Raw genomic sequence first — 13,196 nt, 5'->3', positions numbered from 1 at the left:
GCTCCCCGGGGCATCGACGGTCCATCGCCGGTCTTCAGACCAGGATCACCACGCGCCCGGTGGTCCGTCCCTCGGCGACCCGCTGCACGCCGTCCGCCGCCTGCTCGAAGGCCAGCCGCTCGCTCACCAGCGGGCGCACCAGGCCGGCCTGCGCCAGCTCGGTCAGCTCCTGGTGGGCGGCCCGCACCGCCGCCGGGTCCTTGGTGGCGTAGAGGCCCCAGTGCAGCCCGAGCACCGAGTAGTTCTTCACCAGCGGGTGCCCGAGCGCGGGCGTCGGGATGCTGCCGCTGGCGAAGCCGACCACCACGATGCGGCCCTCGAAGGCGACGCACCGGGTCGAGCCGGTGTAGGCGTCGCCGCCCACCGGGTCGAAGACCACGTCCGCGCCGCGCCCGCCGGTGGCCTCCTTGACGGCGGCCACGAAGTCCTCGGCCGTCCGGTCGACGACCAGGTCGCAGCCCAACTCCTTGGCCACGGCGGCCTTCTCGGCACCACCGACCACGCCGATCACCCGGGCCCCGGCCGCCCTGCCCAGCTGCACGGCCGCGCTGCCGACGCCACCGGCCGCCGCGTGCACCAGCAGGGTCTCCCCCGCCCGCAGCGCGGCCCGGCGGTGCAGCGCGAACCAGGCCGTCTGGTAGCCGATGTGCAGCGCGGCGGCCTGCGCCTCGTCCAGCGCCGCGGGTGCCGCGAAGAGCGCGCGCTCGTCCAGCAGCGCGTACTCGGCGAACGCGCCCGTGCCGGCCACCGGATTGCCGATCACCAGCTCGCCGGAGGGCAGTTCGCCGCAGAGCTCGACGCCCGGGGTGAACGGCAGCGGCGGCTTCACCTGGTACATCCCCAGGCACATCAGCGCATCCGGGAAGTTGACCGCCGCCGCCCGCACCTTCACCAGCACCTGGTGCTCACCCGGGACGGGCACCGGCGCGTCCTCGACCAGCCGCATCACCTCGCGCGGCAGCCCCAACTCGCCCACCTGCCACGCCCTCATGCCTGCCCCTCCACGATCTTGCGCTGCAGGTGGTTCATCGCGCCCAGCCAGCCGTCCGGATCGGTGGCGCGGTTGGCGTAGTAGGCGGCCACCTCGGGGTGCGGCAGGATCAGGAACCGCTCCTCGGCGATCGCCCGCAGCACGTCCTGGGCCACCGCCGCGGGCTCCAGGGCGGTGGCGCCCATCAGCGCCTCGCCCACCGCGCCCGCCTCCTCGAGGATCTTGGTGCGCACGCCCTGCGGACAGAGCGCGTGCACCCGCACGCCGCGGTGCCGGTAGGTGGCGGAGAGCCACTCGGCGAAGGCGAGCGCGGCGTGCTTGCTGACCGAGTAGGGCGCCGAGCCGAGCATGGTGAGCAGGCCGGCGGCCGAGACGGTGGCGAGGAAGCGGCCCTCGCCGCGCTCCAGCCACTCGGGCAGCAGCAGCTCGGCGGCCCGGACGTGGGCCATCACGTTGACCTCCCAGGCCGCGCTCCAGGCGGACTCGGGCGCGTCCGCGCCCCCGCTGGTGCCGACCCCGGCGTTCGCGCAGTACACGTCGATGCCGCCGAGCTCGGCGCGGGCCGCCGTGATCAGCGCCGCCACGCCCTCGCGGCTCGCCGCGTCGCCGGGCACGGCCACCGCGCCCAGCCGGGCGGCGGTCGCCCGGGCCGCCTCGGCGTCCAGGTCGTTGACCACCACCTGGGCCCCCTCGGCCACGAAGGCCTCGGCCAGCGCCGCGCCGATCCCGCGCCCGGCGCCGGTCACCACGCAGCGCCGGCCGCTCAGCGGGCCACCGGGCCGCGCCGTCACAGCCCGCCGCCCAGGGTCACGCCGCCGTCCAGCACCAGGGTCTGCCCGGTGATCCAGGCCGCGTCCTCGGAGAGCAGGAAGGCCACCGCACCCGCCACGTCCTGCGGCACGCCGAGCCGCTTGAGCGGGTAGGGCGCCGCCGCCTCCTCCTCGCGCCCGCTGAACAGCGCCTCGGCGAACTTCGTCTTGACCACGGCGGGCGCCACCGCGTTGACCCGGATGTCCGGTCCGAGTTCGCCGGCCAGCTCCATGGTGAGCCGGGAGAGCGCGGCCTTGCTGACCCCGTACATCCCGATGCCCGGCGAGGTGCGCAGGCCCGCGATGGAGGAGACGTTGACCACCGCGCCGCCGTGCTCGCCCATCCAGGCCCGGTGGGCGAGCCTGGTCCAGGCGAGCGGTGCGAGCACGTTGACGGCCAGGATCTTGGCGGCGGCGGCCGGATCGGTCTCCAGCACCGGGCCGAAGATCGGATTGATCCCGGTGTTGTTGACCAGCAGGTCGAGCCGGCCGAAGGCCGCCATCACCTGGTCCACCGTGGCCTGCTGGTGCTCGGGGTCGTCCGCCTTGCCGGCCACCGCGATGGCGTGCTCGGGACCGCCGAGGTCCTTGACCGCCTCGGCGAGCGGCTCGGGGTTGCGGGCGGTGATGCAGACCCGGGCCCCGTGGGCGACGAGCTCGCGCGCGATTGCCAGGCCGATGCCCCGGCTCGCACCGGTGACCACGGCCACCTGTCCCTTGAACGAAAGCGTCATGGCCGTCCTCAACTAGTAACTAAGCGCTTGCTTAGCATCTGGGCCCCGGGGCACACTGTCAACACTCCGGCGCCGGGAACAGCGCGCCGCCCGTGCGAGGATGTCGCCCATGACCACCGCGCAGCACCTGGCCGAGCTGTGGCCCGGGGAGCGCCCCGAGGCCGCGCGCCGACTGCTGCTCGCCGCCGTCGACTCCTTCGCTTCCCGCGGCTTCCACGCCACCACCACCCGCGACATCGCCACCGCCGCCGGGATGAGCCCGGCCGCGCTCTACATCCACTACCCCTCCAAGGCCGCGCTGCTCGCCGAGATCAGCCGGCACGGACACGCGGCCACCCTGGCCCTGGTGGAGCAGGCGGTGGCGGGCGAGGGCGACCCGCGCTCCCGGATGCGGCAGCTGGTCGAGGAGTTCACCGCCTGGCACGCGCGCGGCCACACGGTGGGCCGGATCGTCAACTACGAGCTGCGCGCGCTGCCCGAGGCGGACTTCGCCGAGGTCGCCGAGCTGCGCCGGCGGATCGAGGAGTCGGTCAAGCAGCTGATCGAGGAGGGCGTGGCGGCCGGCCACTTCAGCGTCGTCGAGACCCGCACCGCGGCCCGCGCCGTCACCTCGCTCGGCATCGACGTCGCCCGCTGGTACAACGAGCGCAGCAGCGAGAGCCCCGAGGAGCTGGGCACCCGCTACGGCGACCTGGTGCTGCGGATGCTGGGCGCTCGGCTCGACTGACCCGCCGCCCAGGTCCTCAGATCCCGGCGCTGAGCGTGTTGGCGAGGTGCGGGCCGAGGTAGCCGAGGTAGATCCGGCCGCCGTGCGGGCTGTCGTCCAGGAAGTGCAGCCGCGGCGCCTTGCTGTTGCCCGCGCCGATCCGCAGGTGGGCGCCCATGAAGGCGGCGCCGCTCGGGTCCACCGCCACCGGCACCGGGAAGGTGCGCTGCCGGCGCCAGCTGCGGCGCCCGGCGGTCTGCGGCGACTCGTCGCGCACCACCTTGCCGGGCGGGAACCGGTGGCCGCCCGCCGGGGTCTCCCGGCACCAGTGCAGGAAGTCGCGCACCGGCGCCCCCTCGCGGCGGGCCCGCGCGTAGTCCTGCAGGGCCAGCAGCGCGTCCCAGGCGGTGGCGGCCCAGTGCGGGCCGAGCACCTGGGCGTCCAGCTCCACGGTGATCCGGCGGCTGCCGGTGAAGCGCAGCTCGGACAGTTCGGCGATCCGCTCCAGCAGCGCCGCGAAGCCGCCCGGGTTGCCGTGCGCGGGGTGCGGGGCGGGGTCGGCGTACGGGGCCGGGTGGGCGCACGGGGCCGGGCGGGCCTGGTGCGGATCGGCCTGGTGCGGATCGGCCGGCCCGCGCCGCAGGTCGCGCAGCTGGGCGCTGGTGCGCCGCAGCTCCTCGGCCTGCTCGGCGAGCTCGACGCTCAGCTCGAAGGCGTGCTCCTCCTGGGCGCGCAGCTCCTGGCGCAGCTCGCCGATCTCCCCGCGCCGCGCGCTCTCCTCGTGGCCGGCCTCCTCCAGCAGCCCGTTCAGCAGCGCGTTCTCCTCGCGCAGCCGCTCCAGCTCGGCCCGGCTCGCGACGGCGGGCGGCTGCGGGCGGCCGTGCAGCGCGGGGACGGTGGCCAGCTCGGCGGGCAGCGGGGCACGGGCGGCCAGCCGCCTGGGCAGCCGGGCCAGCAGGCGGCCGACCCGCTCCAGGTCCTCGCCGAGTCCGGGGCGCGGCATTGCGGGGTGCCGGAACCCGTCGGCCGCCTGGTCCGGCTCGACGCCGGGCAGGTAGCTGCGGGCTCCGCCGCTGGGCACCTGGTGGTGGGCGAGCGCCTGGTTGACGGCGGCCCGGGCCTCGGGGGTCAGCAGGTAGCAGACCGCCAGGCCCGGCAGGTGGCGGGTCAGCGCCTCGGCCGCCGGGGGCGCGGTGGCGAGCAGCACGATCGGCAACCGCCGCTCCGGGTCGCGCAGTTCGGCCAGCAACCGGTCGAGGTCCGCCGGCCCGAGCGGGCGCGGCCCCGCGGTGACCGCCACCCGGCCGTCGCGGGCCGCCAACCCCGCCAGCAGCGGGCCAACCAGCGTCGGCGCCTCGGACCAGCCGGGACGGGCACCGGGCGCGGCGGGCAGCTGCTCGGCCGTCAGGCACACCCGGGGCGTGGCCGCCCCTGGCCTGGCCCGGACCAGCAGCGTGGTCTGCCGCAGCCCCTCGGGACCGCTCTCCCGCAGGCGCCAACGGGTGTACGCGCCGGTGCGGTCGGCCTCGGCATCGGCGTCCAGCCAGGCCCCCGGCGCGAGGCGGACCCGCCCGGGCCCGTCCGCCGCGGCGCCGGTGTCGTAGCCGGCCTCGCCCAGCCAGCCGCGCAGCCGCTCGTCGGCGACGGCGCAGCTGCCGAGGTGGTCGAGTCCGCTGGTGACGACCATCCGGTAGGTACTGGTGTCCACGCGAGCAGAGTCTGTCAGGACACGGACCGCCCGACCAGTAATCCGCCTGGAAGCACCGGGACTTGACCAGGTTGCCAGGGCTTGTCCGGCAAGCCCTACGTCGTGGCGGTCACCGCGGCCACGGCGAGCAGCAGGACGGCCGAGGCGGTGGAGACGCGGCGGGCGCCCTGTTCGGAGCCTGCCAGCGAGCCGCCGGCGCGGCCGGCGAGCAGTGCCACCGCGCCGTATATGCCCGCGCAGGCCAGGATGTTGAAGGCGCCGAGCACGGCCACCTGGCCGCCGATCGGCAGCGCGGCGTGCGGGGAGATGAACTGCGGGATGAGGGAGAGGTAGAGCAGCAGGCCCTTGGGGTTGAGCAGTGCGGTCAGCAGGCTCTGCCGCAGCACGGCGGCGGTCGAGCGGCCGGCGGCGGAGGCGGCCAGGGCGGGGGTGCCGCGGCGGGCGGCACGCAGCATGTTGACCGCGATCAGCACCAGGTAGGCGGCGCCGACGTAGCGCAGCGCGGGCAGCGCCGCGGGTATCGCGCGCAGCGCGGCGGCCAGGCCGGCAGCCGCGAGCAGGGTGTGCACGGCGTAGCCGGCGCAGATGCCGGCGACCGCGGTCAGACCGGTGCGGCGGCCCTGGCCGAGGCTGCGGGCGACCACGTAGAGCCAGTCGGGACCGGGGGTGCAGACCAGCAGCAGGTCGACGCCGAGGAAGAGCAGGAGCAGGTGCGTGTCCATGATGGGGGCGACGCTAGCGGAGTGGCGCTAGCAGCCGATGCCCCGTTCATGCGGCTCCACCGGCGAGCATGGCAGGATAGTGCGCCATGGACCGCATCGACCGCAGAATCTTGCGCGAACTCCAGCAGGACGGGCGTCTCAGCAACGCCGAGCTGGCCGATCGGGTGGGGCTGACCCCCTCACCCTGCCTGCGCCGGGTGCGCCAGCTGGAGCAGGACGGGGTGATCCGCGGCTACCGCGCACTGCTGGACGGAGCCTCGCTCGGCCTCGGCCTCCAGGCCTTCGTGACCGTGGTGATGCGCCAGGAGGACAAGCCGACGGTCACCGAGTTCGAGCGGCAGGTGGCGGCGCTGCCCGAGGTGGTGGAGGCGCACCGGTTGTTCGGCGACCCGGACTACCTGCTCCGGGTCGCCGTGGCCGACCTGGCCGCCTACGAGCGCTTCCACACCGAGGTGCTCTGCGGGCTGCCGGGGATCGCCCAGGTCAACTCGCACCTGCCGCTCAAGCTGGTCCGCCCGGACGAGGGCATCCCGACCGGGGCCTGAGCCGGGCCCGGCGCACCGCAGCTACTGCGGCTGGGGCAGCACGCAGCCGGGCAGGCCGAGGTCGAGCTTGTTGCCGGGATCGAAGCAGGCGTCCAGCAGGTAGGTCTCCTCGGCGTAGTTGGTGCCCTGATGGACCGTCACATTGCCGTTCTGGTCGACCTCGCAGGGGTTGTCGACGGTGCAGGTCTCGCCGTCCTCGTTGCCGGTGTTGTTGACCGCGACCAGCAGACCGGTACTGGTGTCGATCACCGGCGAGCCCGAGGTGCCGCCGATGGTGTTGCAGGTGGAGGTGTAGCGGACCGAGTCCTTCCAGACCCAGTCGCCCTCGTGGAGCTGGTAGACGAAGCCGTCGATCGAGCACGAGTAGGTGGTCTTCCAGTAGCCGGAGACCACCTTGATCGAGGCGCCGGCCGTCGGGTGGTCCGGCGATATGGTCAACGGGCTGATGCCGTAGCGCTGCTGGATCGACGCGTAGCTGGTGCCCAGCTGATAGAGCGTCACATCGGTGTCGGTCATGGTGGAGTAGACGACCTTGCTCGCGCGCAGCGTGGCGACGCCCCGGCCCGAGGCGTTCAGCAGGGTGAACGTGCGACTCGACGGCTGGTTGACGATCACCTGACCGGGATCCGGCATGCCGGTCTCCAGGCAGTGGCCGTTGGTGAGCACCAACGCGGGGTCGCCGGCCTGGGAGTTGGGCAGTCGGACCACCGAGCCGGAGCAGTCGTCCAGCGCGACGGTGCCGGCGAAGCTCACGGTCACCGCGGGGGCGTGGGCCGGGGTGGCAGCACCGGCGGGCGCCGCGCCGGCCAGCGCGCTCGCGCCGCCGAGCAGGGCGGCGACCGCCGCGGCGGCCAGGGGTTTGGGCAGGGCGCGGGAGATCTGCACGGCGGGACTCCTCAGCTGTGGGGGTCCCGCAAATTTGGCCTGGACATGACAGTTGTCAAGGGATCCGGCACCCCGCCGTGCCCCGGATTCCCTTGGGCGCAGGTGAGTTGGGGCCGGCGGGTCGGGCCTCAGGCCGGGTCGATGATCCGGCGCGCGACCTCCTCGGGCCGCATCGGCCGCCCGAAGTGCCAGCCCTGCGCCCGGTCGCAGCCCATCGAGCGCAGCCGCTCCGCGTGGTCGGCGTTCTCCACGCCCTCGGCGGTGACCGACAGCCCCAGCGTGTGCGCCAGCGAGACCAGCCCGCCCACGATCCGCCAGCCCAGCACCTGCTCGCGCCCGGAGTCCTTGAGGTCCTGGACGAAGGAGCCGGCGATCTTCAGCCCGGAGACCGGCAGATCACGCAGGTAGGCGAGGTTGGACCAGCCGGTGCCGAAGTCGTCCACCGCCAGCGAGACGCCCATGTCCACCAGCGAGTGCAGCGCCCGCAGCGAGGAGTCCTCCGGGCCGACCACGGCGCTCTCGGTGATCTCCAGCTGCAGCTGCTTGGGGTCCAGGCCGGTGTCCCGCAGGATCCGGTCGATGTCCGTGACCAGCCCGGCGTTGCGCACCTGGCGCACCGCCAGGTTGACGTTGACCTGCGGCGCCCGGTCACCGAACTGCCGTACCCAGTCGGCGCCCTGGCCGCAGGCCTGCTCCAGCACCCAGCGGCCCAGCGGCATGATCAGGCCGGTCTCCTCCGCGGTGCCGATGAACTCGTCCGGGCCGAGCACCCCCAGCTGCGGGTGGCGCCAGCGCACCAGCGCCTCCACCGCCGAGAGCGAGCCGTCGGCCAGCAGGCACAGCGGCTGGTAGTCGATGAAGAACTCGCCGCGGTCGAGGGCGACCGGCATCCGCACCGAGACCGCGTAGCGGCTCACCGCGCGGGCGTTGCGCTGCGGGTCGAAGAGCGTCCAGCGCCCGCGGCCCTCCTCCTTGGCCCGGTACAGGGTCAGGTCGGCGGCCCGCACCGCGGCCATCGGCGTGGTCGCCGCCACCGGCCGCTCCAGCACGCCGACGCTGGCGCCGATCGCCAGCCGGTGCCCGTCGATCGGCACCGGCTTGGCGAGCGCGGCCAGCACCGTCTTGGCGGCGGCCACCGCCTCCTGCTCGCCCCGGCAGTCCTCCAGCAGCACCACGAACTCGTCGCCGCCCAGCCGCGCCACCAGGTGGCCCAGCGGGCGCAGCGCCGCCTCCAGGCGCAGCGCCACCGCGGCCAGCAGCTGGTCGCCCATCTCGTGGCCCAGCGAGTCGTTGACCACCTTGAAGCCGTCGAGGTCGACGTAGCACAGGCCGAACCTGGCGCCGGGCTCGGGCGTGTCGAACAGCGCCTCCAGCCGCTCGAAGAAGGCCGAGCGGTTGGGCAGGCCGGTCAGCGGGTCGTGGGTGGCCTGGTGGCGCAGCCGCTCCTGCAGGCGGTAGCGGTCGGTGATGTCCTCCAGCATCGCCACCTGGTAGACCGGGGCGCCGTCGTCGTCGCGGATCAGCGAGACGGTCAGGTGGGTCCAGATCACCTCGCCGTCCTGGCGGTAGTACGGCTTGTCGATCGAGAAGTGCTCGATCTTGCCGCTGACCAGCTCCTCGTAGGCCTCCCAGACCCCCGGGGTGTCCTCCGGGTGCACCAGGTCGTTGACCCGCCGGCCCTGGATGTCCTCGGGGCGGGCGCCGAAGAGGTTCTGCAGCGCCTTGTTGGCCGCCAGGATGGTTCCCTCGACGTCGCCGATGCCGATGCCGATCGCGGCGCTCTCGAAGAGTGCCCGGAACCGGGCCTCCGACTCGCGCAGCGCCCGCTCGGCCTCCCGGCGGGCGGCGTCGGCGGCCAGCCGGATCGCCTCCTGCTCGTGCAGGGTGCGCTCGCGCAGCGCCGCGGCCCAGCCGGCCGCGAAGGCGCCGGAGAGCTCGGCGCCGCGCGGGTGCGCCTGGCCGTCGGCCAGCAGCACGATCGCCTTGGCCAGCAGCTCGGGGTCGGTGAAGTGCGACTCGACCAGCAGCGCGCCGGCCTCGGCGGCCGGGCCCGGGTCCAGCGGCTCGGCGCGCTGGGAGTCCAGCAGCAGCTCGATCACCTCGGCGACCAGCCGGTTCAGGGCGCCCGGGTGCATCGCCGCGCCCTGGCTGCTGTTGAGCAGCCGCGCCCACTGCTCCGGGTCGGTGGTCCCGGCGGCGGCTGCTCTGTCGCCCTCCGGCGGCGGCGCGGTCACTTCAAGAGCCCCACGCCCGCCAGACCGACCATCCGCTCCGGGTTCTCGCCGACCGCCGTCGGCTCGTCCGGGTGCCACTGCGGCAGGTAGACCACGCCGGGGTCGAGCAGCTCGAAGCCGTCGAAGAAGCCGGTGATCCGGTCCAGCGAGCGCATGGTCAGCGGGGTGGGCGTGCGGTTGTAGAGGTCCTGGTGGGTGGCGGCCTGGTCCTGGGCGCCCTCCAGCGAGGCGTGGCAGATGGCCAGCGCGCTGCCCGGCGGCAGCGCGGCGCGCAGGGTGGCCAGGATGCCCTCGGGGTCCTGCTCGTCGGTGACGAAGTGCAGCACCGCGACCAGCAGCAGCGCGACGGGCTCGCCCGCGCCCAGCAGCTCGGCCACCTCGGGGCGGGCGAGCAGGCCCGCGGGGTCGGTGAGGTCGGCGTCGACCACGGTGCTCAGCGGGTCGTCCTGGAGCAGCAGGCGGCTGTGCGCGACGGCCACCGGGTCCTTGTCGACGTAGACCACCCGGCTGTCCGGCTGGATCTCCCGGGCCACCTCGTGCACCGCGCCGAAGGTCGGGATGCCGGAGCCGATGTCCAGGAAACGGGTGAAGCCGCGTTCGGCCAGAAACGTGACGGAACGGCGCAGGAAGGCCCGGTTGGCGCGCATGATCAGCGGCAGGTCCGGCCACATGGTGATCGCCTTGCGGGCCATCTCGCGGTCCGCCGCGAAGTTGTGCGAGCCCCCCAGGTAGTAGTCGTAGACGCGGGCCGCGGCGGGCCGGTCAAGATCCATGTCCTCGGGCACCCACGGTGGTCGCCGCATCAGGGACCCCTTTCGACACAGAAATAGACAAGAGGCACAAAGATCATCCTATGAACCCAGGGCCTACCGCAACCGTACGGCCACCCCCGCGGGGCCCCGCAACAGCAGGCCGGACCCCTGCCGTCGGTCGACGGCAGGGGTCCGGCGGGGAGCTGCGGGCTGCTCCGGGGACTACTCGACGGTGACCGACTTGGCCAGGTTGCGCGGCTTGTCGACGTCGCGCTCCAGCGCCACGGCCGCGTGGTAGGCGAGCAGCTGGAGCGGGATGTTGAGCAGCAGCGGGTCCAGCTCGGGCTCGTTCCTGGGGACCAGCACCGTGTGGTTGGCGAACTTGGCGTCCGGGGTCCGGTGCGCGACGGCCAGCACCCGCCCGGCCCGGGCCCGGATCTCCCCCAGCGTGGTGAGGTTCTTGTCGAGCAGCTCGTCGTCCGGCAGCAGCGCCACGGTGGGCAGGTCGGGGCTGATCAGGGCCAGCGGGCCGTGCTTGAGCTCGGAGGCCGGGTAGGCCTCGGCGTGCACGTAGCTGATCTCCTTGAGCTTCTGCGCGCCCTCGCGGGCCACCGGGTAGCCGCGCACCCGGCCGATGAACATCATGCCCTGGCAGTCGGCGTACTCGGCCGCCAGGTCGGCGATCTCCTTCTCGTGCTCGAGGATCTCGCGGATCTGCCCGGGCAGCGCCTTGAGCCCCTCGACGATCCGGCGCCCGTCGGCCGGCGAGAGGTCGTTGATCCGGCCGAAGTGCAGGGCCAGCAGGGCGAAGGCGACCACCGTGGAAGTGAAGGCCTTGGTGGAGGCCACCGAGATCTCCGGGCCCGCGTGCAGGTAGATGCCGCCGTCGCAGGCACGGGCGATGGCGCTGCCGACGGTGTTGACCACGCCGAGCACCCGGCCGCCCTTGCGCTTGACCTCCTGGACGGCGGCCAGCGTGTCGTAGGTCTCGCCGGACTGGCTGACCGCGACGTAGAGGGTGTCGGCCTCGATCACCGGGTTGCGGTAGCGGAACTCGGAGGCGGGCTCGCTGTCGGCGGGGATCCGGGCCAGCTCCTCGATCAGCTGGGCACCCATCTGCCCCGCGTAGTAGGCGGAGCCGCAGCCGATGATCTTCACCCGGCGGATGTCGCGCAGCTCGCGGGCGTCCATGTTGAGGCCGCCCAGGTGCGCGGTGGCGAAGCGCTCGTTCAGCCGGCCGCTGAGGGTGCGCTCGACGGCGGCGGGCTGCTCGTGGATCTCCTTGATCAGGAAGTGCGAGTGCCCGGCGGTGTCGTAGGAGTCGATCTCCCAGTCCACGGTGGAGGGCTGACGGTTCGTCGGGCGCGCGTCCTCGGTGAAGGTGCGGAAGCCGTCGGCGCGGATCACCGCCAGCTCGCCGTCCTCCAGGTGCACCACCTGGCGGGTGTAGCGGACCAGGGCGGACACGTCGGAGGCGACGAACATCTCCTTCTCGCCGATGCCGAGCACGATCGGGCTGCCGTTGCGGGCCACCACGATCCGGTCGGGCTGCTCGGCGTCGACCACCGCGATGCCGTAGGTGCCGACCACCAGGGCGAGCGCGGCGCGCACCGCCTCCTCCAGCTCGGCGCCCGCGGCGGCGTGCGCGGCGATCAGGTGGACCAGCACCTCGGTGTCGGTCTCCGAGGCGAAGACCGCGCCGTCGGCGATCAGCTTCTCGCGCAGCTGGTCGGCGTTCTCGATGATCCCGTTGTGCACCACGGCGATCCGGCCCGCGTTGTCCAGGTGCGGGTGGGCGTTGGTGTCGCTCGGCTCGCCGTGGGTGGCCCAGCGGGTGTGGCCGATGCCGGTGCTGCCCTTGAACCGGGCCGGCACGGCGGCGGCGAGGTCGGCGACCCGGCCCTTGGTCTTGCGCACCTTCAGGCCGCCGCCCTTGCCGGTGACGGCGACGCCGGCCGAGTCGTAGCCGCGGTACTCCAGCCGCTGCAGACCTTCGAGCAGGAACGGGGTGGCGTCTTTGGGGCCGATGTAGGCAACGATTCCGCACATGGGGACATGGCTCCTGAGGGTGGAGGGACGGGTGGGACGAGACGCGGGCCGGGCCGCGGGCCGCGCGGGTGAGGGTGGACCCGGCGGCGCGGCGCCTGCGGGTCAGCCGTAGACGAGGCGGCGCAGCTGGCGGGCCGAGAGCTCCGGGGCGACCACCCGGCGGGCGGCCAGCTCCTCGGCGATCCGGGCGAAGCTCTGGTCGTTGGTCAGCCCACGGGACTGCAGCTCCCCGTGCCGGCGCTGGACGAACTCGGGCGTGGTCTCGGAGAAGTACGCCAGCACCTCCGCGACCACCCGCGCGGCCTCGGCCGGGCCCAGCACGCTGGTCCGGGTGAGGTGCGCCAGCAGGTCGGCGAAGAGCGGCTGGGTTGGCTGCGGTGAAGTGGGCACGGAGCGTGAGCCTAGGTGGACCGGCTGAAAAAACAAAGAATCCTGCCCGATAGCGGGCAGGATTCTCAGCTTTCCGGTCGAAACCTGGGTGTCAGCCGGGTGAGCGGCGGCCAGGGCGCACCGGGCGGGGCTACGCGGAGACCGAGTGGTCGCGGCGGAACAGTTTGCGGCGGGCCGGCTGCTCGGGCGCCCAGCCGAAGGCCAGACTGCTGCCGATCAGGCCCAGCAGCATGCCGATCAGGAAGCCGCCCAGGTTGGAGGTGACCCAGGTGGCCAGGGTGGCCAGGATCGCCAGGATCGAGTAGAAGAGCCGCTGGGACGGGTTGAAGAGCAGCAGCAGGCCGCAGAGCACGAGGACGCTCGGGACCAGGTAGGCCGCCAGCCCCATCATGCCGACGTGCAGGACGACCGGCAGCGGCGCCTTCTCGGTGACCAGGATCTCGGCTCCCGCCAGCGTGGTCAGCAGCCCGCCCCAGAACGGGCGGCGGCCGCGCCAGGCCTTGAAGGAGCGGCGCGGGCGCTGCGGCGCGGCAGCGGGCGGCTCGACGGCAGGTGGCGGTGCCGCCTCAGCGGCGGCCACGGGCAGCTCGGTGGTCGGCGCCTCGGTGGTCGGCGGCTCGGCGTCCAGCGGTCTCTCCTCGGGCGACGGCTGCGGGTGCGGAACCGCCGGC

The 13,196-nt window shown here is 73.9% G+C and carries 13 protein-coding genes; 2 read left to right on the top strand and 11 right to left on the bottom strand.

Annotated elements, in window-relative coordinates; all coding sequences use genetic code 11:
• Positions 1-34: 34 nt before the first annotated feature.
• Genes OG294_RS30960 through OG294_RS30950 form a run of 3 tightly spaced genes read right to left on the bottom strand, consistent with a single transcriptional unit; the run spans position 35 to position 2,534 of the window.
• The gene (locus tag OG294_RS30960) at positions 35-991 is read right to left on the bottom strand and encodes an NADPH:quinone oxidoreductase family protein (protein WP_327069850.1); all 957 of its coding nucleotides are present in this window, start codon (positions 989-991) and stop codon (positions 35-37) included.
• Positions 988-1,782, bottom strand: a complete 795-nt coding sequence (locus OG294_RS30955; RefSeq protein ID WP_327069849.1) for an SDR family oxidoreductase — start codon at positions 1,780-1,782, stop codon at positions 988-990. Before OG294_RS30955 ends, OG294_RS30960 begins: the two co-directional genes overlap by 4 nt.
• Positions 1,779-2,534: an SDR family oxidoreductase gene (locus OG294_RS30950; protein WP_327069848.1), complete on the bottom strand. Its 756-nt coding sequence runs from the start codon at positions 2,532-2,534 to the stop codon at positions 1,779-1,781. Before OG294_RS30950 ends, OG294_RS30955 begins: the two co-directional genes overlap by 4 nt.
• A gap of 109 nt (positions 2,535-2,643) precedes the next feature.
• Between OG294_RS30950 and OG294_RS30945 the strand changes: the two genes are divergently transcribed.
• Positions 2,644-3,261: a TetR/AcrR family transcriptional regulator gene (locus OG294_RS30945; RefSeq protein ID WP_327069847.1), complete on the top strand. Its 618-nt coding sequence runs from the start codon at positions 2,644-2,646 to the stop codon at positions 3,259-3,261.
• A gap of 16 nt (positions 3,262-3,277) precedes the next feature.
• Here the strand turns inward: OG294_RS30945 and OG294_RS30940 are convergent, their stop codons facing one another.
• Together OG294_RS30940 and OG294_RS30935 are read right to left on the bottom strand one after the other, a co-directional pair.
• Entirely contained in the window at positions 3,278-4,948 is a 1,671-nt protein-coding gene (locus tag OG294_RS30940) for a hypothetical protein (protein ID WP_327069846.1), read from the bottom strand.
• Between the two features lie 95 nt (positions 4,949-5,043).
• Positions 5,044-5,670 carry a LysE family translocator gene (locus tag OG294_RS30935; protein ID WP_327069845.1) on the bottom strand — a complete coding sequence of 209 codons (627 nt, stop codon included), beginning with the start codon at positions 5,668-5,670 and terminating at the stop codon, positions 5,044-5,046.
• A gap of 86 nt (positions 5,671-5,756) precedes the next feature.
• Between OG294_RS30935 and OG294_RS30930 the strand changes: the two genes are divergently transcribed.
• The gene (locus OG294_RS30930) at positions 5,757-6,215 is read left to right on the top strand and encodes an Lrp/AsnC family transcriptional regulator (RefSeq protein WP_327069844.1); all 459 of its coding nucleotides are present in this window, start codon (positions 5,757-5,759) and stop codon (positions 6,213-6,215) included.
• A 21-nt stretch (positions 6,216-6,236) separates the two neighbouring features.
• Here the strand turns inward: OG294_RS30930 and OG294_RS30925 are convergent, their stop codons facing one another.
• The 6 genes from OG294_RS30925 to OG294_RS30900 form a co-directional block, all read right to left on the bottom strand.
• Positions 6,237-7,082: a trypsin-like serine peptidase gene (locus OG294_RS30925; protein WP_442789370.1), complete on the bottom strand. Its 846-nt coding sequence runs from the start codon at positions 7,080-7,082 to the stop codon at positions 6,237-6,239.
• Positions 7,083-7,228: 146 nt separating this feature from the next.
• On the bottom strand, positions 7,229-9,334 hold the full coding sequence (locus OG294_RS30920) for a putative bifunctional diguanylate cyclase/phosphodiesterase (RefSeq protein WP_327069843.1): 2,106 nt from the start codon (positions 9,332-9,334) through the stop codon (positions 7,229-7,231).
• Entirely contained in the window at positions 9,331-10,137 is an 807-nt protein-coding gene (locus tag OG294_RS30915) for an SAM-dependent methyltransferase (RefSeq protein WP_327069842.1), read from the bottom strand. Before OG294_RS30915 ends, OG294_RS30920 begins: the two co-directional genes overlap by 4 nt.
• 171 nt (positions 10,138-10,308) lie before the next feature.
• Positions 10,309-12,135, bottom strand: coding sequence for a glutamine--fructose-6-phosphate transaminase (isomerizing) (gene glmS, locus OG294_RS30910; RefSeq protein WP_327069841.1), 1,827 nt, complete (start codon positions 12,133-12,135; stop codon positions 10,309-10,311).
• Positions 12,136-12,237: 102 nt separating this feature from the next.
• The gene (locus tag OG294_RS30905; RefSeq protein ID WP_327069840.1) at positions 12,238-12,525 is read right to left on the bottom strand and encodes a hypothetical protein; all 288 of its coding nucleotides are present in this window, start codon (positions 12,523-12,525) and stop codon (positions 12,238-12,240) included.
• A gap of 130 nt (positions 12,526-12,655) precedes the next feature.
• A complete protein-coding gene (locus OG294_RS30900) occupies positions 12,656-12,991 on the bottom strand; it encodes a DUF6114 domain-containing protein (RefSeq protein WP_329587813.1) in 336 nt (111 codons plus the stop codon).
• Between the last annotated feature and the right edge of the window lie 205 nt (positions 12,992-13,196).

This window comes from Kitasatospora sp. NBC_01302, from assembly GCF_035976515.1.
In the GTDB taxonomy this organism is placed as follows: Bacteria; Actinomycetota; Actinomycetes; order Streptomycetales; family Streptomycetaceae; genus Kitasatospora.
This window is presented reverse-complemented; position numbering and strand designations above follow the sequence as displayed.

Excerpts from the sequence above, each read along its gene's own strand:
- OG294_RS30960 (WP_327069850.1), bottom strand. The coding sequence starts at position 991 with ATGAGGGCGTGGCAGGTGGGCGAGTTGGGGCTGCCGCGCGAGGTGATG.
- OG294_RS30950 (WP_327069848.1), bottom strand. The coding sequence starts at position 2,534 with ATGACGCTTTCGTTCAAGGGACAGGTGGCCGTGGTCACCGGTGCGAGC.
- OG294_RS30945 (WP_327069847.1), top strand. The coding sequence starts at position 2,644 with ATGACCACCGCGCAGCACCTGGCCGAGCTGTGGCCCGGGGAGCGCCCC.
- OG294_RS30935 (WP_327069845.1), bottom strand. The coding sequence starts at position 5,670 with ATGGACACGCACCTGCTCCTGCTCTTCCTCGGCGTCGACCTGCTGCTG.
- OG294_RS30930 (WP_327069844.1), top strand. The coding sequence starts at position 5,757 with ATGGACCGCATCGACCGCAGAATCTTGCGCGAACTCCAGCAGGACGGG.
- OG294_RS30915 (WP_327069842.1), bottom strand. The coding sequence starts at position 10,137 with ATGCGGCGACCACCGTGGGTGCCCGAGGACATGGATCTTGACCGGCCC.
- glmS (WP_327069841.1), bottom strand. The coding sequence starts at position 12,135 with ATGTGCGGAATCGTTGCCTACATCGGCCCCAAAGACGCCACCCCGTTC.